Raw genomic sequence first — 23,659 nt, forward strand, 5'->3', positions numbered from 1 at the left:
GATCACTCTAGCGGCCGGCCGTCGATGTCCCACGGTCGGCGGGTGCGGGTGCGCCCTTCCAGGTGGTCGCCCGGCCAAACTTCTCCGGCATGCGCGATAGGTCACGCCCGCCCGGCTCGCTGTCGGCGGCAAGCTGCTGCACACTGGCGGCCGTGAACGGGCGACGGGAGAGTGCGGACGGTGTGACGACGGGACACCGGACGGCCGGTGACGGCGGTCCCCGCTCGGCGGTGGTGGTGAACCCGGCGAAACAGGACGACCTCGACGGGCTGCGCCGTACCGTCACCGAGACGCTGACCGCCGCCGGCTGGCCGGAACCCGCCTGGTACACCACCAGCGTCGACGATCCGGGTCAGGGCCAGGCACGGCGGGCCATCGAGGCCGGCGCCGAGGTGGTCTTCGTCTGCGGCGGCGACGGCACGGTGATGTCCTGTGTCGGCGCACTGGTCGGCACCGACGTGGCGATGGCGATCCTGCCGGCCGGCACCGGCAACCTGCTCGCCGCCAACCTGGGACTCTCCACCGACCTGGCCGCCGGCCTGGAGGTGGCGCTCGAACGGGGACGGCGGCGCATCGACGTCGGCACCTGCGGCGACCAGTACTTCACCGTGATGGCCGGGATGGGTTTCGACGCACAGATGCTCGAAGCCACCTCGGAGACCACCAAGGCGAAGGTCGGCTGGCCGGCGTACGTGATGGGTGCGGCGCGGCACCTGCGGGACCGGCCGATGCGGGTGTCGATCCGGATCGACGACGAACCGCCCCGGCGCCGCCGGGCCCGGACGGTACTGGTGGCCAACGTCGGGCGGTTGCAGGGCGGGGTACGGCTGCTCGCCGACGCCGAGCCCGACGACGGCTACCTGGACGTCGCCGTGCTCACGCCCCGGACCCTCCAACACTGGCTCTCGCTCGGCTGGGCGGTGCTGCGCCGACGCCGTCGGGTACCCCGGATGGAGGTGCTGCGTGGCCGGCGGGTGACCATCACCAGCAACCGGGCGCAACCGCGCGAGCTGGACGGCGATGTGATCCCCGCCGGTCGCTCGTTGAAGGTGTCGGTACGCCCCGACGCGCTCTGGCTGTGCGTACCGCAGCCGGCGGTGGAGCCGGACCTGTCGGTGGACGCCGACGCGGTGGCCGAGCGGGGGGAGCGGCGGGTGGAGGAGGCACGGTGAGCAGCACCCGGTTGGTTCCCGAGACCCGGTGCATGGCGGACGACGAACTCTCCGCCGACGACGCGTGGCACACGCTGCGTCGACACGGTGGCTGGCACCTGCTCCGGGACGCCTTCATCCGGTTCCGGTACGGCGACGCGTTCAGCCACTCCCGGGCCCTCGCCCTCCAGCTCTGCCTCGCCGTGGTGCCGTTCCTGATCGCGTTGGCCGGTCTGATCAGCGACCTCGGCGCGGACGAGGGCGGCCTGGTCGTCGCGGACACGGTGATCGCGCTGACGCCGGGCGCCAGCGACGGAGTGGTCAAGGAGCTGCTCGTCGACTCGGAGCAGACCGAGGAGGCCGGCGAACTGGCCCTGGCGCTCGGCCTGCTCACCGGCCTGGTCGCGCTGACCACCACGATGGCCCAGGTGGAGCGCGGTGCGAACCGGATCTACGGGGTGGAGCGGGACCGGCCGGCGCTGTGGAAGTACACCCGTGCCGCCGTACTCGCCCTCACCGCCGGGGCACCGGCGCTGGTCGGATTCTTCATCCTGGTCGGCGGTGGTGAACTGGGGCGCTCGATGGGGCGGCACTACGACTGGTGGGGACCGTCGGTCGGTCTCGCCTGGGACGTGCTGCGCTGGCCGCTGAGCCTCGGGCTGACCGTCTTCGCCGTCGCGGTGCTGTTCCGGCACGCGCCGCGCCGCCGGCAGCCGGGACTGTCCTGGCTGCTCTTCGGGGCCGGTTTCAGTACCGCGCTGTGGTGGCTGGCCAGCGTCCTGCTCGCCGGCTACGTGTCGTACAGCGACGCGTTCGGCGCCACCTACGGCGCGTTGACCGGGATGATGGCGCTGCTGCTCTGGGCCAACCTGACCGGGATCGCGCTCTTCGGCGGGCTGGCCTTCGCGGCCCAGTTGGAGGCGCTGCGGATCGGCGAGCACGAGCCGGCCGAGCCGGACCGCTGGGACCCCGACCGGGACGCCGACCCGGAACACGCCGACCCGGCGCATGCCGACGCGCAGACCGACACGAACGCAGCAGCGCGGGCCGGCGGGGTGGACGACGACCGGGCCGGCACTCTCGTCCGGGGCGTACCCGCGCCTCGCACCCGGGGCAAGCGGCTGACCGACGCCGTCGGCTCCGGCGGGGAGCCGCGCGACGGCTGACGGGTGTACGCCCTCCGCAGCGCGGGTACCGGGCAGGCCAGGAACGAGAAGGGAGCCTGGCGTGTCCACGGTCAGCGATGTGTTGCGGCGCCCACTCGGGCACTTCGCCGAGCGGAGCCTTGCCGGATGGGCCCTGGTCGCCGCCAGCGGCGTCGGGTTCGGGGTGCTGTTGCTGCTGGTACGACTGCACTGGGAGCCGCTGCACGCCGCCGACCACGAGAGCGCGGCCTGGTTCAACCGGGTGGTCTCGGGCAACGACGGTCTGGTCACCGTGCTCCGGGCGATCACCTCGCTGGGCGGCCGGCCGATCATGATCTGGCTGGTCACCATCGCGGTGGTGGGCCTGCTGATCCGCCGGCAGGGCCGGCTCGCGGTCTACCTCATCGTGACCGGCCTCGGCGCCCTGCTGCTGGACCCCTCGCTCAAGGAACTGGTGGGCCGGCTCCGCCCGGTGGTCGACATCCCGGTCGCCTCGGCACCGGGCAACAGCTTCCCCAGCGGGCACGCGCTCGGGTCGATCGTCGCGTACGGCGCACTGCTGCTGGTCTTCCTGCCCGCCATGCGCCGAGGCTGGCGACGGGTGGCCACCGCCGTGGTGATCGCGGTGGTGGTGGCGGTCGGACTGACCCGGATCGCGCTCGGCGTGCACTACGTCTCGGACGTACTCGCCGGCTGGCTGCTCGGCCTGGCCTGGCTGGGCGTCACCGCGTACGCCTTCCGGCTGTGGCGCCGTGAGCGGGGCCGCCCGGTCCGGCCGCTGGCCGACGGGCTGGAGCCGGAGGCGGGCCGGGACATCACGCCGGCACCGGCCGAGGACCACCTGCTGCCGCACCCCCGGGCGGCCGTCGCCGAACTCCTCACCGGCTGGGTACTCGTCTTCGGCCTGCTGTACGCCTTCGGCATGCTGGTCAGCTACTACGTCGAGGACACCTTCGTCGACACGCTCGACCGGGTGGTGCCGGAGTGGTTCGCCGCGCACCGGACCGAGCAGCTCAACGACCTCAGCTATCTCGCCAGCAAGGCCGGCGACACCCACGCCATCCTGCTCGTCTCGCTGGTCTTCTGTCCGCTGGCGCTGGCCTTCTGGCGGCGCTGGCGGCCGGTGCTGTTCCTCGCGCTGACCATGTTCGGCGAACTGAGCCTCTTCCTCGCCTCGGCCCGCGCGGTGAACCGGCCCCGCCCCGAGGTCGAACACCTGGACGGCCAGTTGCCGACCGCGTCGTTCCCGTCCGGGCACATCGCCGCGACGATGTGCCTCTGGGTGGCGATCGCGCTGCTGGTGATGCCGCGTACCGACAGGTGGTGGCGCTGGCTGACCGTGGTGGCCGCGGTCGTGATGCCGCTCGGGGTGGCCGCGTCCCGGATGTACCGGGGGATGCACCATCCGAGCGACTTCGCCGGGGCGATGCTGCTCACCGCCCTCTGGATCGGCCTACTCTGGCTGGTGGTACGCCCGAACGAGGAACTGACCCGGGGTGGCCGGCAGGACACGGGCGACGGCCGGCGTGACGGCGATGGCGACGGCGACGCGGATGCGGGGCGGGGCGGGAGTGGCGCCGGGGCGGAGTCGCCGGAGTCGACGCGGCCGAGGGAGACCGCCCGGACAGCCCGGTCCGGCCCGGCCGAGTTGTCGGATCTCGACGACGAACTGGCCCGGGCGGCCCGGTCCGACTGAGCCGGCTGCCAGGAGCGGAGGGTGGGCGCCGGATGCGGGCGATGACGTACAACATCCGCAACGGCGGATGGGACGGCGCCGACCCGGGCCGGCTGGACCTGGTGCTCCAGGTCGTGAACGAGCAGCGCCCGGACGTGCTGGCGGTGCAGGAACTCCGGGGACTGCGCCGGGACCGCCGCCGGCTCGACATGCTCGCCCGCCGGCTCGGGATGCGGGCGTACCTGGCCGGGGGATGGTTCGGGCAACCGGTGGCGGTGCTGGTCCGGGCACCGGCCGAGGCCAGGGTGGTGGCGCCGGTCCGGCGACCGTTGCACCACGGGGCGCAGCGGGTCGTGCTCGACACCGACCGGGGGCCGCTGACCGTGCTGAGCACGCACCTGCATCCGTACTCGGGGCGGCGCCGGCTGCGCGAGGCCGGCTGGCTGGTCGGCGCCGCCGGCCGGGGCGGGCCGGACCGGAGGCCGCTGCCGGATCGGCTGGTACTGCTGATGGGGGACCTGAACTCGCTCGACCCGGAGAGCCGGCACGAGGAGCGGGTCGGCCGGCTGCCACCGGCGTACCGGGGGCGGCACCTGATGCCGGACGGGGTGACCGTGGACACCCGCACGGTCGCCGCGCTGTACCGGGCGGGCTTCGTGGACCTGTTCCGCCCGGATCCTTCTGAGCGAGGGGAGCCGCCGAAGACGGTGCCGACCAGCGGCGGCGGTGGGGTGGAGTTCACCGACATGCGGCTCGACTACCTGCTCGGTACGCCACCGCTGGCCCGGCTGGCCGATCGTCCCCGGGTCGTCACCGGTGGCGTGGCGGAGACCGCCTCGGACCACTACCCGCTGGTCGTCGAATGCGACCTCCGGCTGCGCTGACCGCAGCCGCGCGCCGGTACCGGTACCGGTGCTCGTGTGCTGGTGGTGGTGCGGGCGTCGGATCGGCCGCGCGGCGTCAGGTGCCGAGCCCGACGTCGCGGGCGAGCAGCGCCGCCTGTACCCGGTCCGCGACACCGAGCTTCGCGAAGATCGCGGAGAGCTGGTTGCGTACGGTCTTCTCGCTGAGTCCGAAGTGCCGCGCGATCTTGGCGTTGGTGTCGCCGAAGGCGAGCCGACCGAGGATGTCCCGCTCGCGGGCGGTGAGCTGGTTGAACGGGGCGGGCAGCTCGACCGGGCCCCGGTTCAGCGCGGTCAGCACCGACGGCCCGATCCCGGGCCCCAGCACCACTCCGCCCTGGGCGACCGTACGCAGCGCGTCGATCACGGCGTCCGGGTCGGTGTCCTTCAGCACGTAGCCACGGGCGCCGGCCCGCAGCGCCCGGGCGACGATCTCCTCGTCGTTGGCCATGGTCAGCATCAGCACCTTGGTCTCCGGACGGGACTGGATGATCCGCGCGGTGGCGTCGACGCCGTCACCGTCCGGCAGCGTCACGTCCATCGCGATCACCTCGATCCGCTCGCCGATCGCGGTGCTGATCGCCTCGGCGGTGGTCGCCGCCTCGAACACCTCGCTCACCCACGACTCACCCTCGAGCATGGTGCGCAGCCCTCGGCGCACCACCGGGTGGTCGTCGACGATGAGGATCCGTCCACCGTGCACCATGCTCGTTGCCGCCTCTGCACGCACGCCGCGTCCGACTCGATGCCAACGGCCGGCAGGGTCCAACCAGGAGACCGGGCTGCGCATCGCGGAATCAGCGTAGCGGGCTAGCCGATCCGGCCGGCATCGCTGTCCGGTGTCTGGCTGCCGGCGGCCGGCGGTGCGGCGGCGGCGCGCTGCACCGGTCCACTCCGTGGCTGTGGCAACTGCGACTCAGGGTCGACGTCGACGGATCGGTGGGCCACCCCCCAGCAGCCGTCCGGCTCGGCGGGCTCCGAATCGGTCCCGGTGCCGCTGCCCGTACGGGCGGTGCCGGTGGCATCTCCGGCCGGTGGCGCGACGGTCGGACGGTCGAGTGCCGCTGGGCCGTCCTGCGCGGGCGAACCGACCGGCTGGTCGGCTACGGCCGGCTGGAACGGTAGACGCACCCGGATGGACGTACCGTGTGGATCCGTCTGGGCGATCTCGAAGGCGCCACCGAGTTCGGCCGCCCGTTCCCGCATCGAGTCGAGGCCGACGCCACCGGGCCGGCGCGGGCCCAGCCCCACACCGTCGTCGACGATCTCCACCGTCAGCGCCCGCTCCCGGCGTACGTTCACCCGGCAGGTGCTGGCCTGGGAGTGCCGGGTCACGTTGTTCAGCGCCTCCGCGACGATCCGGTACGCCGCCACCTCGATCGCCGCCGGCAGCCCCTGGAGGTTCCCGTCGACCTGCAACCGGACCGTCAGGGTCGGGCTGTCGAACCGGGCGCACTCGTTGCGCAGCGCCGCCGCGAGCCCTCGGTCCAGCGCCGGTGGCCGGAGCTGGTCGACGAGTTGGCGTACCTCGGCGGTGCAGGTCTGTAGGTCGGCGCCGAGCGCGTCGAGGATCCGGCCGGTCCGGGGCTGGCCGGCGACCAGCTTGTGCGCCGCGCGTACCTGCATCGCCATTCCGGCCAGCGTCGGGCCGAGTCCGTCGTGCAGGTCGCGGCGGAGTCGACGGCGTTCCTCCTCGCGGGCCGTGATCAGCCGCTCGCGCGACTCCTGGAGGTCGTGGATGAGTCGGACGGCGTCGGCCGCCACCGCCGCGTGCAACGCCAGGTCGTTCAGCAGCCGCCGTTCGACCGGGGTGAACCGGCTGGCGGCACTGCGGTTCGCGACGAGCAGCCGACCGACCCGTTCACCCCGGGTGACCATCTCGAACGCCTCGACCGGGGTGTTCGCGGTGCCGTGTGCGGCGAGTACCCGGGGACCGTCCCGGCCCTCGACCTCGACCGCGACGTGCGGGACCCGCAGCGACCGCGCGATGGTGCCGGTCAGCAGCGGCAGCACGGCGCCCGGTTCGACGGTACGGCCGAGCAGGTCGCCGAGCCGGGCCATCACCTGGTACGGGTCGTCCCGGTCGCCGTAGAGCAGCCGGTTGACGCCGCGCTGCACCCGGCCCCGGGCCGGCTCGAAGGCGACCGCGATCAGACCGGTCGCCACCAGCGAGGCGTTCGAGGTGCTGCCCGCCATCAGCAGGTCGCGCAGCAGGGTGATCAGCCCGACGAACGCGGCGATCACCAGCAGGCTCATCACCAGCCAGACGATGGTGCGGTTGATCACCTGGTCAAGCCCGTACAGCCGGTAACGCAGCACCGCGACGGCCATCCCGACCGGCAGCGCCACGACCATGATCATCCATGCGCCGGTCAGGTCGATGGTCTCCAGCACGACGCCGAGCAGCAGCATGATCGCCGATGCCAGCAGGCAGGCGAGCTGCGCCCGGATCTCCCCGTCCGCCCGGCGCCAGCGCAGCACCAGGGACACCAGTACGCCGAGCAGCCCGGCCACCGTCACGGCCATGGCGCCGGCCCCGATAAGTACCAGCGTCCGGGCCCGTTGCGAGGGCGGCGGCGCGGTGTCCGCCCCGTTGATCAGGGTGTAGGGGTGGTCCAGCGCCGCCACCGCGGTGGCGAGCGCGGCGAGCACCGTGCCGGCCACGATCAGCACGGCCAGCGGGCGCCATCGTGGCGAGGGCAGCCGCCCGTTCGGGAACACCAGCAGAGCGAGGAAGATCAGCCCGTACGCGGGCCACCACGCCCACTGGCTGACCCAGGCCAGTGGTAGCCAGGTCCGCCAGCTCTCCGCGAGCAGGCTGATGCTCGCCGCCCCCCCGGCGGCGAGCATCAACCGGCCCACGAGATGCCCGGGTACGCCCACCAGCACCAACGCGCCCATGGTGGTGAACGCGACGGCGATCACCGCGCTCTCGCCGGTTAGTACGACCGTTGAGTCACCCGCGTTGACCAACTGCCCGGTCACCACCAGCGCGACGACTACGGTTGCCAGGACCAGTGCGCTGATCCGACGTGCGGACCAGCGCCCGGTCTCCTCGTTGGACGTCACCCCTCGTACCCCTGTCCGATCAGACTCTCAGTGCGCCAGGTCGAACTTTCAGTGCGCCAGGCCGGCGGCGTGCAACGTCTGGTGGAACCATCCGCCCGGCGTCATCAGCCGGATGCCACCCGACGACGGCTGCTCGCCACCCGGGAAGTGCGCGGCGTCCTCGGCCAGAGTGCCGCCACCGATCTGCGGCAGGGCGGCGATCGCCTCGTCCGCGGTGAGCCCGGAATCCGCGACCACCTCGGGGTGGCGACGGATGTGGTCGGCGACGTGCTGCACCACGGCCTGCAGCCGACCCTGGATCAGCTCGGGATCGGGATCCTCGAGCGTCGGCACCAGACCTTCCAGCTCCCAGGCGTGGCTGAGCACCGGCGCGAGCCGACGGCCCGCCCTGTCGAAGAACTCCAGGCCGCCCTGGGCCATGGCACCGATGTCCTTCTCGCTCAGCATCTCCGCCACACTGCCGTAGGCATGCGCGAAGCTGTTGTCGCTGGCGATGAGGATCGGTTCGATCTCCCTGCGACGAACCGGGCGAATCGGCTTTGCGGTCATGACACTCCCCTCGTAATCCAATTTCGACGGTCTTCGGCGCTGGTGGGCGACGGTTTCCATCCGCAGCCTAGGCGCGCTGTTCAACGGGGCGCGGGACAGTCCGTCGGCTAGGCATCATGTCCCCTCCGGCGTCCCGCTGACCCGGGACCGGTGTCCCAGTCCACTCGGGAAAATCCGGCCCGTCTCCGTACGGTCCGGTACCCGACCGGATCTCCGACGGGTACCCGACCGGAACGGCGGCGCGCCGGCCCGCCCCCTGCCTCCGGCGTTCCTCACGTCGCGGCCCGGCGTCGGTCCCGTCCGTCCGGTCGTGGCCCGGCATCGGCTCTCGGGCGCCCTCCCGGTCGTGGCCCGGCGCGATTCCGGGCGTCCTTCCGGTGGTGGCCCGGCGCGATTCCGGGCATCCCTCCGGTGGTGGCCCGGCGTCCGTTCCCGAGGGATGCCTCCGGTGCGGCCGGCGCCGTGCGTACTCGATGCGGGGTCGATGCCCGGATGATGCGCCGAGCCGGCACTCTCGTCGGCGGTGCCAGCCGCCACTCACCACGGCCGGCATCTCGTCACCGTTGGATGGGGAGACACATGACGCCCGAGACGTCGGCCACCGCGCGCCGGAGTTCCGGCCGCACCGCGCCGACACGCGGGCAGGCCGAGGCTCCGGCCCACCGTACGGCGTCGGCCGGGCAACGTGAGCCGGCCGACCTGGTCACCGACCTGCTGGACCTGATCAGCCTCGCCGGCTGGACCGTCCGGCAGCGGGCCGGGCGGACTGTGGTCGCCCCGGCGATGCCACTCGCTCGGTTGCAGGGCTGGAAGCTGCACGTGTCGGCGACGCCGTCGCACGCCCCCGAGGTGCTCGCCGCATGCGTGCCGGTACTGGTCGAGACCGGTACCGCGTTCAGTTTCGTGGACAGCACGGCGGGGCTGGCCGAACTCAACGGACCCCGGGCGCACCGGGCAGCGGCGGGAAAGTTCCTCACCGCGTACCCGGCGAGTGACGAGCTGTTCCGGGAGCTGGCGAAGCGACTCGACGAGGCGACGGCCGGACACGTGGGGCCGGCCGTCCTCTCCGATCAGGCGTACCGGTTGGGCGGGGTGGTGCATTACCGGTACGGCGCCTTCGGCGGGGTGGGCGTACTCGACAACGACGGCCGGCACCGGCGTTGTCTGGTCGACCCGGAGGGCAACCTCGTCGAGGACCGGTGTGAGCCCGTCTTCCGGCCACCGGCCTGGGTCGAACTGCCGTTCGACTCGGCGCCGCAACGGCCGGCCACGGCGGTGCCCGGGCCATCGGCCCGGCCGACCGGCTCGTCCGGCCTGACCGGGCGGAGCTGGTCGGTCGCATCGATGCAGGGAATGGGGACGTCCCTCGTCGACCCGGGCTCCGGGCCGGTGGGGACGGTCAGGTCCGCAGGGGGCGGACCGGGGGGCCCGGTCGGGCCGGGGGGATCCGCTGCGGCGGGTGGCCCGGCCGGGTCGGGGGAACCTGCCCGGCCCGAGGGGGCGGCCCGGTCGGGGAGACCTGCCGGGCCGGACGGTGCGGCGGGGGCGGGGGGATCGGTCGGGCAGGGGGGATCTGTCAGGCCGGAAGGTGCGGCCGGGTCGGGGGGCCCGGGCGGACCAGTGGGGGCGGTCGGGTCAACGGGGGCGGCCGGGTCGACAGGGACGTGGGGGCCTGTCGACCCGGCCGGACCCGCCGGGGTGCTGATCGGCGGCAGGTACGCGGTGACCGGCGCGATCCGGCAGGCCAACAAGGGCGGTGTGTACCGGGCTCGGGACCTGCGTACCGGAGTCGAGGTCCTGATCAAGGAGGCGCGGCCGTACGTCGGTGCCGACCTGCACGACCGGGACGTCCGTGACCTGCTCGGGCACGAGGCACGGGTGTTACGGCACCTGGCCCCGCTCGGCGTGACCCCCCGGCCGCTGCGCGAGTTCGTGCAGGGCGACCACCGGTTCCTCGTCGAGGAGATGCTGCCGGGGCGCCCGTTGTCAGCGGACCCGGTGGACCTGTCGGCAGCCGCACCGGACCGACCGGTGTGGCACCATCTGCTCGACCGGCTGGCCCGGCTGCTCAAGGGCGTGCACTCGGTCGGCGTGGTGGTCCGGGATCTGGCACCGGAGAACGTGCTGCTGCTGCCGGACGGGGAACTCCGGCTGGTCGACCTGGAGTCGGCGGCGTTGCGTACCGGCGGACCGGACGACTGGTCGTACCTCGACATCCGGCACTCCGGCGCGGCGGGGTTCGTCGCTCCGGAGCAGTGGCGGTACGCACCACCGGAAGCGGCTGCCGACCTGTTCAGCCTCGGCATGCTGGCCCTGTGGCTGGCGGGCCGGGTCTCCCCGACCGGCGCCGAGTGCGGCCGGTGGACACCGGACGGCGCGGGATCCGGCCCGGTGTCCGTGCACGCGGTCGAACTCGCCCGGCGGTCGGGAAGTGCCCCGGTACGGTCGCCGGAGGAGTGGGCGGGGGCCATGCTGGAGCCGTCCTTCGGCGGGCCGCCGGTCCCGTCGGCGCTGGGCCGGGCCGTCACCGGCCTGCTCCGCGCGGAACCGGCCGACCGGATCGGGCTGGACGAGGTGATCGCGCTCTGCGCCGAGGCGTCCGGGCACGCGCCCGCACCCCGGCCGGGTCCGGCCGGCGGCCCCGAAAGCGGTCCTCGTCCTGGCACCGCCGCCACCACCGGTTCTCGCCCCGGCGCCGGCACCGGCGCTGACGCCGGCACGAGCAGCGCCGTAGGCGCCAGCACCGGTCCTGGGCCTGAATCCGGCTCCGGCTCGGGGCCGGAGTTCGGGCGCGGGCCGCTGGCGGAGCTGGCGACGCTGCCGGCGCCGGTCTGGCACGAGCTGGTCGAGGAGCTTGTCGCCCGGCTCGACCCGACACCGGTGCCGGAGTCCACAGTCGATTCGGCAAGCCGACCCGGTGCCCGGCCGAGGCCGCGCGTCCCGCTGGACGGTCCCCGCTGGCCCGCCCGGGCGGTCCACGGGCGGATCGGGGCCGACCCGGTGCCCGGCCCGGACCCGGGATGCGGCGGCAGCGCCCGGTCGGTCGCGGCGCTGACCCGGCTGCTCGTCGACGAGCCGGCGGCCGGCGAGCCCGGCCGGCCGGTCCGGGCGGTCCAGGTACTGGACATCCTGCTGGACCGGCTGCTGTACTCGCTCGACCGGGATCCGCACCGACTGCCCGGCCTCACCGCCGGCTGCGCCGGAGCCGTCTGGGCACTCTGTGACGCCGGGCGGCTGCTGCGCCGGCCGTACCTGGTGGACCGCGCCGTGGAGTTGGCGCTCCGGTTGCCGGTGCGCTGGCCGGACCCGGGGCTCGGGAACGGTGTCGCCGGGCTCGGCACCGGTCTGCTGCACCTGTGGCAGCACACCTATCTGCCGGCACTACGGGACCGGGTCACGTCGGCCGCCGGTCACCTGCTGGACACCGTCGACCCGGGCGGGGCGATGGTGTGGACCGTCGACCCGTCGTTCGACTCGGTACGCGCCGGACTGCGGTCGTACGGCCTGCGCCATGGTACCGCCGGGATCGGTGCCTTCCTGCTCGCCACCGGACGCCTGCTCGGCCGGCGGGACCTGACCGCCGCCGCGGTCCGCTGCGCGGAGACCCTGCTGGACGCCGCTCGCTATGTCGACGGTGCCGCACACTGGCCGGACCCGTACGCCGGCACGGCAGCACAGCGGCGGTCCTCCTCGGCCGACGACCCGGCCGGAGTCGGCTCCTTCCTCTGTCGCGCGTACGCACACACCGGCGACACCCGCTACCGGGAGGCTGCGGTGGCCGCCGCCCGGACGGTGGTACTGGGCCGCTGGGCGGGGTACCGGAGCGGCGCCGGGCACACCGGCGAATCCGCCTCGGAGTCCGGCTCGGAGTCGGCCGGAGACGGGGAGTTCCTGCTCGACCTGGCCCGGGTCACCGGCGACGCCCGGTACGCCGGCTGGGCCGAGGCGGTGGTCGTGAGGTGCTGGACGACCGGTGTCGGGCTGGTCCGGCTCGGCGACCCGTCGGGCGGGCCGGCGCGGCCGGGTACCCCGAACTCCGACCCGGCCGGGCAACTGGCCTTCCTGCTCCGACTGCGGCTCGGTGGGCCGCGACTGTTCCATCCCGACCCGGAGGTGGGCTCGGAACACGCCGGATTCGGGCCGACGCCGTTTGACCAGGCGAGATCGGTAGGCATCGACGCTTGGCGGACCAACGCCGGCCGGTCGCTCGTGCCCTGTGCCGGCGGACCGGTCTGCCGTTGCTGAACGCCGGGGTGGCGCCGGCGGTGTTCAGGCCCCAGCGGGGTGGGAACGATGGTGTCAGGCCGTCGAGCCTGCCGTTGTTGAGTGCCGGGGCGGTGCCGGCCGCGTTCAGCCCCGGGACTGCGGGAACAGTGGTGCCAGCCCGTCGAGCAGGCGCTGGAGGCCGAACTCGAACAGACCGTCGAGGTTCATTTCGATGTCGGGCCGGGTGGCGGTCCTGGCGAGCAGCGGGAACGAGCCGGCGGCGAGGAGCGCGCCGACGGCGTCCTGCCGAGCCCGCATCCACTCGTCGCCGCTGATCCCGGTGTCCTGTTCGGCCTCCGCCTCGCGTTCCAGGTTGACGGCGGTGCCGCGTACGTAGTTCGCGGTCGTCGCGGCTACGTGCAGTACGAGGTCGAGGTCGAGGCCACGGTCGCTGACCGCCCGCATCGTCCACTCGGTGTGCGCCATCGCGTTCGGCGCCAGCAGTGGCCGGGTGAGCGAGACGATCTGGGCCAGCCACGGATGTCGCCGGTAGATCGACCACTGGAGCCGACAGACGTGTTCGAGTTGGGCCCGCCAGCCCGGTGGTGGTGGCTCGGGCAGCGCGTCCTCGCCGAACGCGGCGTCGGCCATCAGCAGTACGAGGTGGTCCTTGCCCCGGACGTGCCGGTACAGCGACATCGTGGCGACCCGCAGTTCCAGCGCCACCCGTCGCATCGTCGTCGCGGGCAGCCCTTCGGCGTCGGCGATTCCGATCGCCGTGCGGACGATCTGCCGCTGGCTCAGCTCCGGTTCGGACCGGCCGGCGGCGTGGCGGCGCTGGCCGGGCGCCGACTGGCGGGCGGTCGGCGCGCGGCGGCCGGTCTGCGGGTTCGGCCCGGACGGGCCGGCGGCGACCACGGTGCCCCGGCCCGGCACGGCCTCGACCAGGCCCTCCTGGCGGAGCGTGCTCAGCACCCGGGTGGCGGTCGCCATCGCGACGCCGGACTCCCGCATGATCTGCCGGGTCGACGGGACCCGGTCGCCCGGCTCCAGGTCGCCGGAGCCGATCCGGTCCCGGAGTCCGGCGACGATCCGCAGGTACGGCGGATCGGGTCGGGTCACGGTCACCTCCGCTCGGCCCGGCCAGCCGCCGCGCCAGAACTCGGCCGGGCCAGCCGCCGCACCGGAACTCGGTACGGCCGGCAACCGCACCAGAACTAAAGCAACCGGCCGTACTAGTGCACTTGGTGCGCCAGAGCATAACGGATCGGTTCCGTGACGACGAAGTTACCCAGGTCAGCGGGCTCTCCGGCGCCTGGCGCACTAGTGCGGAAAGGGCTCGTCCTTGCCGCCTTCGCCGCACCGGCACGACCATGTGCGCAGGGCGGCAACTTACGTCGTACGCGGGATTGCGTATCGCGTACATCGGATTCGTCGACAACGTCACTGGAGGACGACTGTGCGAGCGACCATCCGGGCGATCCTCGCCCGCCGAACCGTACCGGCCGAGGGGCGGCCAGCCAGGCAGCGGCGTACCCGGGTCCGGGCCCTCGCGGTCGCGGTCGCGCTGACCGCCGCCGTCGGTGCCGGCGCGGTGGTACTGACCGGCGCCGCCGCCGATCCGGGCGAACCGGACGCCCGACGCTCCGATGCCGGCGACCGTCCGACGGCCGCCGTGGTCAGGACGACTGCCGGTACCGTCCGGGGCAGTGTCGCGGCCGACCACCGCACGTTTGCCGGCATCCCGTACGCGGCCCCGCCGGTCGGGCAGCTCCGCTGGGCCTCGCCGCACCCGGTCGCGCCCTGGCCCGGGGTACGGGACGCGACCAGCCCCGGTATGGCCTGCGCACAGCTTGCCGGCCTGCCGATGGACCGGCCGAGCGACTCCGAGGACTGCCTGTACCTGAACGTCACCACCCCGACCGTCCGGCCGGGCGCGAAGCTGCCGGTGATGGTCTGGCTGCACGGCGGCCACTTCCTGTTCGGCCAGGGCGACGTCTACGGCGGGCGGGCGCTGGCGGTGCCGGGCGACGTCGTCGTCGTCACGCCGAACTACCGGCTCGGCCCGCTCGGCTTCCTGGCCCACCCGGCTCTGGACCGGGCGCCCGGACAGGCCACGTCGGGCAACTTCGGCTTGGAGGACCAGCAGGCCGCGCTGCGCTGGGTACGGGACAACGCGGCCGCCTTCGGCGGCGATCCCGGCAACGTCACCCTGTTCGGCCAGTCGGCGGGCGCCACCAGCGTCTGCGCGCACCTGGCCGCGCCCGCCTCGGCCGGCCTGTTCGACAAGGTGATCATCCAGAGCAACTCGTGCACCAGCCCGCTGCCCGAGCGGCAGGTCGCCGAGCGGCAGGGTGCCACGTTGGTGGCCGAACTCGGCTGCACCGACCATCCGGCCGGGGTCGCCGGTTGCCTGCGCGACAGGTCGCCGGCGGAGTTGCTGGCCAAGGCCGGATATCCCGGTCTCGGATTCGACTCCGGCCCGTCGGCCGGCGGGTCGGTGCTGCCGGTCGACCCGGCCCGTGCGCTGGCCACCGGCCGGTTCCACCGGGTACCGGTGCTGACCGGGGTCACCTCCGACGAGTACCGCGCCCAGCTCTGGGGGATGGAGCGGTCGGGCGCGAACTGTCCGGACGGGCCGGGCACCGGCCGGTGTGCCCTCACCGAGCGGCAGTACCGCGCGCAGCTCGACGCCACCTTCGGAACCAACGCGCCCGCCGTGCGGGCCCGCTACCCGCGCGGGAGCTACGGCTCCGCCAGCGAGGCACTCGCCGCGGTGCTGACCGATCACGAGTACGTCCGCCCGACGCTCGACGCCGCCGCCCAGTTCGCCGGGTACGTGCCGAGCTACGTCTACGAGTTCGCCGACCGGTTCGCCCCGTGGTTCGCGGCCGAACCCGCGCCGAGCTTCCCGACCGGCGCCTACCACCTGGCCGAACTGCCGTACCTGTTCGAGGTCGGCTACGCGGCACCGCTCGATCCCGGGCAGCGGGCGCTGGCCGACGAGATGGTCAGGTACTGGACCCGGTTCGCCCGCACCGGTGACCCGAACGGTCCGGGCAGCGCCGCCTGGGCCAAGTACGACGACCGGTCCCGGTACGTCCAGTCACTCGCGCCGGGTCGGGGCGGGATCGGCCGGACCGACCTGGCCCGAAACCACCGCTACGACTTCTGGCGCTCGCTGGGCTGACGGGGCGTACTGCGGGACCGCCCGGCGCGGTGCGGGAATGCCGGCGCCGATCCGTCGGGGCAGTGGCTCGGTCTGGTCGGTGGGGCAGAGGGTCGGGGTCGCCCGGGGGGCGACTCCGATCCGTCGGATCACCCCGCGCAGCGTCCCCGGCTTCCTGGGCGCGGCGGGCTCGTCGGCGCCGCGCCGGACGCCGGTACGCTCGCCGACCGGGCCGGGGCGGCCGGCTGGTGCCGCACCGACCGCCGACGGAGTCGACCGCTGGCCGGCCAGCCACTGCACGGTCGCGCAGGCCGCCGCCCGGTCCGGATCGCCCAGCTCGTCGAAGAGCCGCCGGGCGTTCCGGGCCGCCGCCCAGGCTGCGGCGGGCTCGGCCCGGGCCAGCAGCAACAGGGCGTTGCTCAGCGACAGCAGGGCTTGGCCCCGGTGCGGGCCGGTGCGGTTCCGCAGCGCGGTACGCCCGTGCTCGACGGCCCGCTGCCACAACCCGGTGAACCCGCGCAGGTGCAGGAAGTTGGTCGTCGCCACGGCGAGCCGCCAGGCCAGCTCGGTGTCGCCCAGCGCACCGGCCTGCTCGGCGGCGCCGACCACCAGTTGCCGTTCGGCGGCGAGCCAGCCGAGCGGGTCCGCGTCGACGGCGGCCAGCAGGTCGGCGTCCGGTCCGAACCCCTCCGGCAGGCCGATCGCGCCGGCCGGGAAGACCTGATCGGCCAGTTGCCGGTCGGCCCGCAGCGCGAGATCGAGCAGGCACCAGTACGCCCGGCGGTGTGCCGTCGCCCGCAGCGGCGCCGGATCGTCGAGGCCGATCCGCTCCCGCGCGTACAGCCGGACCAGTTCCGGCATCCGGTAGCGGGGCAGCCCGGTGCGGTTGTCCGGCACCGGGTGCACCAGTCCGGCGTCCACCAGGTCGGTCAGCGCCTGCTCGGCGGTGCTCCGGTCGGTGTCCAGCAGCGGTACGCCGAGCCAGCCGGGGAACTCGGCCACCGGCAGCGCGCCGAGGCGCCGCAGCAGGGTCGCGGGCTCTGCCGCCAGCCGCCGGTACGCGCCGGCCAGCCCGCGCCGTACGTCCCGGTCGCCGTCGGCGAGCCGGTCGAGCCGCCGGGTACCGTCGGCGAGTCGTTCCACGGTCTGCACCAGGGACCGGTCCGCGCGGGCCGCGAGCCGGCTTCCGGTGACCCGGATCGCCAACGGGAGCCGGTCGCAGAGCTGGACCACCCGGTGCGCGGCCGGCAGGTCGGCGGCGAACCGTTCCGGCAGCATTCCGGTGAGCAGCTTGACCGCCGGTTCGACCGGCAGCACGTCGAGCGTGATCGGCTGGGCGCCGTCCAGCCCGGCCAGCGGGCGCCGGGCGGTGACCAGGGCCGCCGAGCCCGGACCGGTGGGCAGCAGCGGGCGTACCTGGTTCTCGTCGACGGCGCCGTCGAGCAGCACCAGCAGCCGGCGCTGTGCCACCACCGAGCGGTAGAGGTCCCGTCGCTCGGTACGCCCCGCCGGCACCGACTCCCCGGGTACGCCGAGTGCGGACAGGAAGCCGCCGAGCACCTCGTACGGGTCCACCGGTACGCCCCGGTCGTCGACGAGGTCGGCGTAGAGGCAGCCGTCCGGGTGGGCGGTACCGGCGTCCCAGCCGGCCCGGACCGCCAGCGCCGTCTTGCCGACGCCGGGCAGGCCGGAGAGGACCAGCACGACCGGTCCGGAGCGGCCGGTGCCGTCGTCGCCGAAGCGGCTGGCGTCGTCAGCGCCGAGCGCGCGCCGGATCCGGGCCAGTTCGGTCTCCCGCCCGACGAAGTCGGCCACCGTGGCCGGCAGTTGCCGTGGCGTGACCGACACCTCCCCGGCCGGGCCGGTGATGTCGCCGGGACATCCGGGCGTACCGTCCCGGCCGCTCGGTCGGCGGCGGGCCGGCCCGCCCGGTTGCCCACCGGGACGCTGGCCGGGGATGCCACCCGGCCGGCGGGCCGGCCGTCCGGTCGCCCGGCGGCGGACCGGTGGGCCGCCCGGTCGCCGTCCCGGCCGGTTCGACTCGGTACCGCCCAGGTGGACGTCGGTGCCGCTGGTTGGGACGGCGGCCGTCATCGGGTCGAGGGCCGGTTCGGCGTGGACGGGTGTGGTGACGAGCGGTTCGGTGTGGACGGGCGTCGTCAGGGCCGGTACCAGGTGGACGGGTGTGGTGCGGGCCGGTGCCGGGTGGGCGGGAGGGCCGAGCGGCGGGCGGACCCGGGTCAGCGCGTCCGAGGCCACGGCCGGCGGGTCCAGCGCCGGATCGCGGTTGAGGATCTGCCGGTGCAGCGCGGCGAGTCGCGGGCTCGGTTCGATGCCCACCTCGTCGGCCAGCCGCTGCCGGAAGCTCTGGTAGGCCGCGAGCGCCTCGGTCACCCGGCCGGACCGGTAGAGCGCGAGCACCAGGTCCTCGCGGAACCGCTCGTTGAACGGATCACCGGCGGCCAGCCCGACCAGTTCGGTGACCAGGTCGGCGTGCCGGCCGAGGGCGAGTTCGAGTTCGATGCAACGGGCCCGGACAGCGGCCCGACGCTCGGCCAGCAGGGTTCCCGCCGTCTCGACCAGCCGGCCGCTCACCCCGGCCAGTGCCGGTCCGCGCCACAGGTCGAGCGCGGACCGGAACCAGTCGACGGCCTCGGCGGGCCGGCCGGCCACGACCGCCCGCTCCGCGTCGGCGACGTGCTGCTCGAACAGCAGCGCGTCGACCTCGACGGGCGTCGCGGCGAGCCGGTAGCCGGCGCTGTCGGTGAACACCACCGGTCCGGGCGCACCGGCCTGGACGAGCAGTCGGCGCAACTGGGACACCACGATGGTCAGTTGGGAGCGGGCCGTCGACGGCGCGTGCCAACCCCAGACCGCCTCGATCAGCCGGTCGGTCGGCACCGTCCGGTTGGCCTCCAGGAGCAGGGTGGCGAGCAGCGTCGCCACCCGTGCACTCCGGATCCGGAGCGGAGCACCGGCAACCTCGACCGACAGGGGACCCAGGATTCTGAACCGCATACTCGTCTCCGCCGCGTCGCCGAAGCGACAGCCGTACGACTGCCCGAGGCCGAGCCTCGTCCAACCGGCGAGGCCGAGCCAGGGACAGCTGACCCGGCCGGCCGGGAGGATCGCCCGACACGCCGGGCAGCGTCCGGGCCGCCGGCCGGTCGGTCGAGCGTCGGCCGCCCGATCAGCGCGGATGTCCGACCTGAACAGCGTGACCTGACCGGCCCGTCCGCCATCCCGGCGACGACGGACCGCCAGGGGCGCGGAGGTTCAGTCGAGGGCCAGGTTGACCAGTACGGTCAGCGCGATCGAGCCGAGTATCGAGAGCAGGATCATCAGCAGGCAGCCCGGTCCACCACCGAGCGGGCGTACGTCGACGCGGCCGAATCGCATCGCGATCACAGTTCCCGGAGCCGGGGCAGCAGCTCGTGCTCGGCCCAGTCCAGGAACATCGGCTGGCTCTCCACCCCGACCTGGAGCATCGCCACGTCGCTGAAACCGGCGTCGACGTACTTGCGGACCGCCGCCACGTGCGTCTCCAGGTCCGGCCCGCAGGGGACCACCTGCGCGATGTCCTCGGGCCGGACCGCCTCGCTGGCGCTGACGAACGACTCCGGGCCGGGCAGCTCCGCCTTGACCGTCCAGTTCAGGGCGGCCCAGCGCCACTGCTCGTGTGCCGTCTTGACACAGTCGTCGGTGTCCGGCCCGTAGCAGATCGTCGCCTGCCCGTAACGCGGCTTGCCGGCGCCGCCGCGCTGGTCGTACATCCTGACCACCGCCGGGTCCGCGACGTCGCAGACGAGCGCGTCGGCGTACTCGGTGGCCAGCTCGACGGAGTGCGGCCCGGAGGCCGCGACGGCGATCGGGACCGGCGTGTCCGGCCGGTCCCAGAGGTACGCCTCGGGCACCTCGAAGTGGTTGCCGGAGTAGGAAAGGTTGTCGCCGTCGAGCAGTGGCCGGATGATCTGCAACGCCTCCTCCAGCATCTCGTGCCGCTGGTGCACGTGCGGCCAGGCGCCCACCACGTGTTCGTTGAGGTTCTCCCCGGCGCCGAGCGAGAGGGTGAACCGGCCGTCCGACATCACCCCGATCGTCGCCGCCTTCTGCGCCACCACCGCCGGGTGGTAGCGCCGGATCGGGCAGGTGATGTACGTCATCAGCCTGACCCGGGAGGTGGCGTGGGCGACCGCGCCGAGCACCGCCCAGGCGTAGGGGGAGTGGCCCTGCTCGGCCAGCCACGGGTAGTAGTGGTCGGAGATGACCAAGTAGTCGAATCCGGCCCGCTCCGCCCGGATCGCCTGGTCGACCAGGTCCTTCGGGCCGGTCTGTTCACACATCAGCGTGTAGCCCACCCCGACCATGCCGACCTCCTCCGTCGTCCGATTCCCGTTGTCTACCCCGCCTCGCGGAGGTAAACCCCGGTGCGCCGCCCCGGCCGCTGACATCGGGTGCAGTGATGTCCTTGACTATCCGTCGGCGTCGGGGGTAGGTTCGTCCTTAACCGGTTAAGGATCACCGGTGCATCATCCTTGTGGTGGGGATGACGGCGCCCGTGGCGGTCGGTCACCGCACCGCCCGGGCGCCGCCCTTCGTCCATGACGCGTCGAGACCGTCGGCCGGACGCGGCGCTGGTGCGGACCGTACGGGACCGGCGTCCGTTCGGTCCTTCCCCCGGGGTCAGCGGCCGTATTAACGTGTCCGACCATGGTGATCTCTCGACGGGTCGGTGCCGTGCTGGCAGCCACGACCGTCACGCTCTCGCTCGGCGCCACTCCCGCCACGGCCACCGGCCGGGGCCACGGGCACGGCGGCACCGGGGCACCGGGCGCGCCCGGCGTCGGCGACGGCTACTTCCCGGCCGCCGGCAACGGCGGGTACGACGTGCTCCACTACGGACTCGACATCCGCTACGAGCCGACCAGCCGGGCCTTCACCGGGGTCGCCACGCTCAGTGCCCGGGCCACCGACCGGCTCTCCCGGTTCAACCTGGACCTGCGCGGCTTCGAGGTGCGCTCGGTGACCGTCGACGGCCGACCGGCCCGCTTCGACCGGGACGGCCAGGAACTGCGGATCTCGCCGCCGCGCGGTCTCGCCAAGGGCGAGCGGTTCACCGTGGTGGTCCGGTACGACGGCACCACCGGCCGGCCGACCGACATCGAGGGCGCGCTCTACGGCTGGGTCTCCACCCCGGACGGCTCCTTCGTGGCCAACGAGCCCGACGGCGCCTCCACCTGGTACCCGGTCAACGACCACCCCACCGACAAGGCCAGCTACGACTTCCGGCTCACGGTACCGGCCGGGAAGACCGCGGTCGCCAACGGCGAACTCGTCGAGCAGCGGACGAAGAACGGCTGGACCACCTTCGTCTGGCGGGCCCGTGACCCGATGGCCAGCTACCTCTCCACCGCGTCGGTCGGCGACTACGAGCTGCGCCGCAGCACCGGCCCGCGCGGCCTGCCGATCATCGACGCGATCGACCGGGACCTCGGACCGGACGCCGCCGACGGGCTGGCCCGGACGAAGGAGATGATCGCGTACTTCACCGAGCTGTTCGGCCGGTACCCGTTCACCTCCTACGGGGCGATCGTCGACGACGACGAGGACGCGGGGTACGCGCTGGAGACCCAGACCAGGCCGATCTACTCCGGCCCGCCGAGCGAGGGCACGGTCGCGCACGAGCTGGCCCACCAGTGGTACGGCAACAGCGTCAGCCCGGCCCGTTGGCAGGAGATCTGGCTCAACGAGGGGTTCGCCAGCTATGCCGAGTGGCTGTGGGAGGAGCACAGCGGTGGGCGTACCGCACAGGCGCGGTTCGACACCAACTACGCCCGGCCGGAGACGGCCAGCTTCTGGAACCCGCCGCCCGGTGACCCGGGTGCCACCAACCTGTTCGCCGGCTCGGTCTACACCAAGGGCGCGATGACGCTGCACGCGCTGCGTACGAAGATCGGCGACAAGGCGTTCTTCGCCCTGCTCCGCACCTGGTACGCGGCGAACCGCGACGACACGGTGACCACCGCCGACTTCGTCGAGCTCGCCGAGAAGGTGAGCAAGCGTCAGCTCGACGCCTTCTTCCAGACCTGGCTCTACACCCCGGGCAAGCCCGCCTCCTGGTAAGCACGCTGAGTAACCCCTCCGGCCCTGCTGCGGCCGGAGGGGTTACTTAACCGGTTGCGTTAACCGATTCATCGGCCTACCCTGATCCGTGCCGTCGCAGGGAGTCGGGTGGTAACTGTCGGGCTGCAGTTACCGATCCCCTCACTTCTGTCCCCGTCCCGGGGCTCTCCCTGAGGTAGGTCATGAAAAGACGAATCTACGCCGTTGGATCGGCCCTGCTCGCGCTGCTCGTCGCCGCCGTCGTCTCGCTCGTGGTGGCGGCACCGCCGGCCCAGGCAGCGGCCGGGTTCACGGTCAGCGGCGGGCGGCTGCTCGACGCGAACGGCAACCAGTTCATCATGCGCGGGGTCAGCCACGCGCACACCTGGTACACCAGCCAAACCGGTTCATTCGCCAACATCAAGTCGCTTGGCGCCAACACCGTCCGTGTGGTGCTCAGCAGCGGCGGCCGGTGGACCCAGAACAGCGCCAGCGACGTCGCCAACGTCGTCTCGCTCTGCAAGGCGAACCGGCTGATCTGCGTCCTGGAGGTGCACGACACCACCGGGTACGGCGAGGAGGGCGCCGCGATCACCCTCGACCAGGCGGTCAACTACTGGATCAGCATCCAGAGCGCGCTGACCGGCCAGGAGAACTACGTCATCGTCAACATCGGCAACGAGCCGTTCGGCAACAACGAGAGCGTCAGCGCCACCTGGCCGACCGCGACCCGTAACGCCATCACCCGACTGCGCAACGCCGGCTTCGACCACACCATCATGGTCGACGCGCCGAACTGGGGTCAGGACTGGCGCTTCGTCATGCGGGACAACGCGCAGAGCGTCTTCAACGCCGACCCGGACCGCAACACCGTCTTCTCGGTCCACATGTACGGCGTCTTCGACACCGCCGCCGAGATCACCGACTACCTCGGCCGGTTCCGCAGCGCCAACCTGCCGATCGTGGTCGGCGAGTTCGGCCACAACCACTCGGACGGCAACCCGGACGAGGACACCATCATGTCGTACGCCCAGCAGAACGGAATCGGCTACATCGGCTGGTCGTGGAGCGGCAACGGGGGTGGCGTCGAGTACCTCGACATGGTCACCAACTTCAACGTGAGCCAGTTGACCTCCTGGGGCCAGCGGATCTTCAACGGCGCCAACGGCATCCGGCAGACCGCCCGGGAGGCGACGGTCTACGGCGGCGGCAACCCGACCACCCCGCCGACCACCAGGCCGCCGACCGGTACCCCGACCACCCGTCCGCCGACGACCGCGCCGACCACCACCCCGCCGGCCGGTACCCGGGGCTGCACCGCCACGTACGCGATCACCGGGCAGTGGCAGGGCGGCTTCCAGGGCGACGTCCGGGTGACCGCCGGCAGCGCCGCGATCAGCGGCTGGACCGTCACCTGGACCTTCGGCAACGGGCAGCAGGTCAACCAGTCCTGGAACGTGAACCTGACCAGCAGCGGGTCGAGCGTGACCGCGCGGAACGTCGCCTACAACGGCAGCCTCGGCGCCGGGGCGAGTACCGCGTTCGGCTTCATCGGCACCTGGAACGGCACCAACAGCACACCGACGCTGAGCTGCACCGCCACCTGATCTCATCTGGCGGCGGATCCGGTGGTCGGGTGCCGGGCGCACCCGACCACCGCCGCCTCCCGTCAGTTCCGGTCACCCGGCCGG

The 23,659-nt window shown here is 73.4% G+C and carries 15 protein-coding genes; 8 read left to right on the forward strand and 7 right to left on the reverse strand.

Annotated features, from left to right (window positions below; genetic code table 11):
• Positions 1-182: 182 nt before the first annotated feature.
• From Pen02_RS32365 to Pen02_RS32380, 4 genes are all read left to right on the forward strand, one after another.
• Complete coding sequence (locus tag Pen02_RS32365; protein ID WP_239141702.1) at positions 183-1,172, forward strand: diacylglycerol/lipid kinase family protein; 990 nt, start codon at positions 183-185, stop codon at positions 1,170-1,172.
• Positions 1,169-2,317 carry a YihY/virulence factor BrkB family protein gene (locus Pen02_RS32370; RefSeq protein WP_239141661.1) on the forward strand — a complete coding sequence of 383 codons (1,149 nt, stop codon included), beginning with the start codon at positions 1,169-1,171 and terminating at the stop codon, positions 2,315-2,317. Before Pen02_RS32365 ends, Pen02_RS32370 begins: the two co-directional genes overlap by 4 nt.
• A 61-nt stretch (positions 2,318-2,378) precedes the next feature.
• On the forward strand, positions 2,379-3,992 hold the full coding sequence (locus Pen02_RS32375; protein ID WP_203869955.1) for a phosphatase PAP2 family protein: 1,614 nt from the start codon (positions 2,379-2,381) through the stop codon (positions 3,990-3,992).
• 32 nt (positions 3,993-4,024) lie between these two features.
• A complete protein-coding gene (locus tag Pen02_RS32380; RefSeq protein WP_203869956.1) occupies positions 4,025-4,855 on the forward strand; it encodes an endonuclease/exonuclease/phosphatase family protein in 831 nt (276 codons plus the stop codon).
• Positions 4,856-4,931: 76 nt separating this feature from the next.
• Here the strand turns inward: Pen02_RS32380 and Pen02_RS32385 are convergent, their stop codons facing one another.
• The 3 genes from Pen02_RS32385 to Pen02_RS32395 all read right to left on the reverse strand — a co-directional run bounded on the left by Pen02_RS32385 (position 4,932) and on the right by Pen02_RS32395 (position 8,551).
• Positions 4,932-5,579, reverse strand: a complete 648-nt coding sequence (locus Pen02_RS32385; RefSeq protein ID WP_239141663.1) for a response regulator — start codon at positions 5,577-5,579, stop codon at positions 4,932-4,934.
• A 104-nt stretch (positions 5,580-5,683) separates the two neighbouring features.
• On the reverse strand, positions 5,684-7,942 hold the full coding sequence (locus tag Pen02_RS32390; protein ID WP_239141665.1) for a sensor histidine kinase: 2,259 nt from the start codon (positions 7,940-7,942) through the stop codon (positions 5,684-5,686).
• Positions 7,943-7,990: 48 nt separating this feature from the next.
• A complete protein-coding gene (locus tag Pen02_RS32395) occupies positions 7,991-8,551 on the reverse strand; it encodes a hypothetical protein (protein ID WP_203869958.1) in 561 nt (186 codons plus the stop codon).
• Positions 8,552-9,070: 519 nt separating this feature from the next.
• On the opposite strand from Pen02_RS32395, the gene Pen02_RS32400 reads away from it, so the two are divergent.
• Positions 9,071-12,736 carry a class III lanthionine synthetase LanKC N-terminal domain-containing protein gene (locus Pen02_RS32400; RefSeq protein ID WP_203869959.1) on the forward strand — a complete coding sequence of 1,222 codons (3,666 nt, stop codon included), beginning with the start codon at positions 9,071-9,073 and terminating at the stop codon, positions 12,734-12,736.
• 105 nt (positions 12,737-12,841) lie between these two features.
• Here the strand turns inward: Pen02_RS32400 and Pen02_RS32405 are convergent, their stop codons facing one another.
• Entirely contained in the window at positions 12,842-13,819 is a 978-nt protein-coding gene (locus Pen02_RS32405; RefSeq protein ID WP_203869960.1) for a TetR/AcrR family transcriptional regulator C-terminal domain-containing protein, read from the reverse strand.
• 337 nt (positions 13,820-14,156) lie between these two features.
• Between Pen02_RS32405 and Pen02_RS32410 the strand changes: the two genes are divergently transcribed.
• Positions 14,157-15,887 carry a carboxylesterase/lipase family protein gene (locus Pen02_RS32410; RefSeq protein WP_203869961.1) on the forward strand — a complete coding sequence of 577 codons (1,731 nt, stop codon included), beginning with the start codon at positions 14,157-14,159 and terminating at the stop codon, positions 15,885-15,887.
• Here Pen02_RS32410 and Pen02_RS42675 read toward each other — a convergent pair.
• From Pen02_RS42675 to Pen02_RS32420, 3 genes are all read right to left on the reverse strand, one after another.
• Positions 15,804-18,884 (reverse strand): AfsR/SARP family transcriptional regulator, encoded by a 3,081-nt coding sequence (locus tag Pen02_RS42675; RefSeq protein WP_203869962.1) that lies wholly within the window; start codon positions 18,882-18,884, stop codon positions 15,804-15,806. The two genes, Pen02_RS32410 and Pen02_RS42675, sit on opposite strands and share 84 nt — an antisense overlap.
• Positions 18,885-19,142: 258 nt before the next feature.
• Positions 19,143-19,265 carry a hypothetical protein gene (locus Pen02_RS42680; protein WP_275413632.1) on the reverse strand — a complete coding sequence of 41 codons (123 nt, stop codon included), beginning with the start codon at positions 19,263-19,265 and terminating at the stop codon, positions 19,143-19,145.
• Positions 19,266-19,270: 5 nt separating this feature from the next.
• Complete coding sequence (locus Pen02_RS32420) at positions 19,271-20,233, reverse strand: TIGR03557 family F420-dependent LLM class oxidoreductase (RefSeq protein WP_203869963.1); 963 nt, start codon at positions 20,231-20,233, stop codon at positions 19,271-19,273.
• Positions 20,234-20,576: 343 nt separating this feature from the next.
• Here Pen02_RS32420 and Pen02_RS32425 point away from each other — a divergent pair, with 343 nt between their 5' ends.
• Together Pen02_RS32425 and Pen02_RS32430 are read left to right on the forward strand one after the other, a co-directional pair.
• Complete coding sequence (locus Pen02_RS32425) at positions 20,577-21,989, forward strand: M1 family metallopeptidase (RefSeq protein ID WP_203869964.1); 1,413 nt, start codon at positions 20,577-20,579, stop codon at positions 21,987-21,989.
• A 182-nt stretch (positions 21,990-22,171) separates the two neighbouring features.
• Positions 22,172-23,575, forward strand: coding sequence for a cellulase family glycosylhydrolase (locus Pen02_RS32430; RefSeq protein WP_203869965.1), 1,404 nt, complete (start codon positions 22,172-22,174; stop codon positions 23,573-23,575).
• Positions 23,576-23,659: the final 84 nt, after the last annotated feature.

The sequence above is a fragment of the Plantactinospora endophytica genome (assembly GCF_016862915.1).
Classification (GTDB): Bacteria; Actinomycetota; Actinomycetes; order Mycobacteriales; family Micromonosporaceae; genus Plantactinospora; species Plantactinospora endophytica.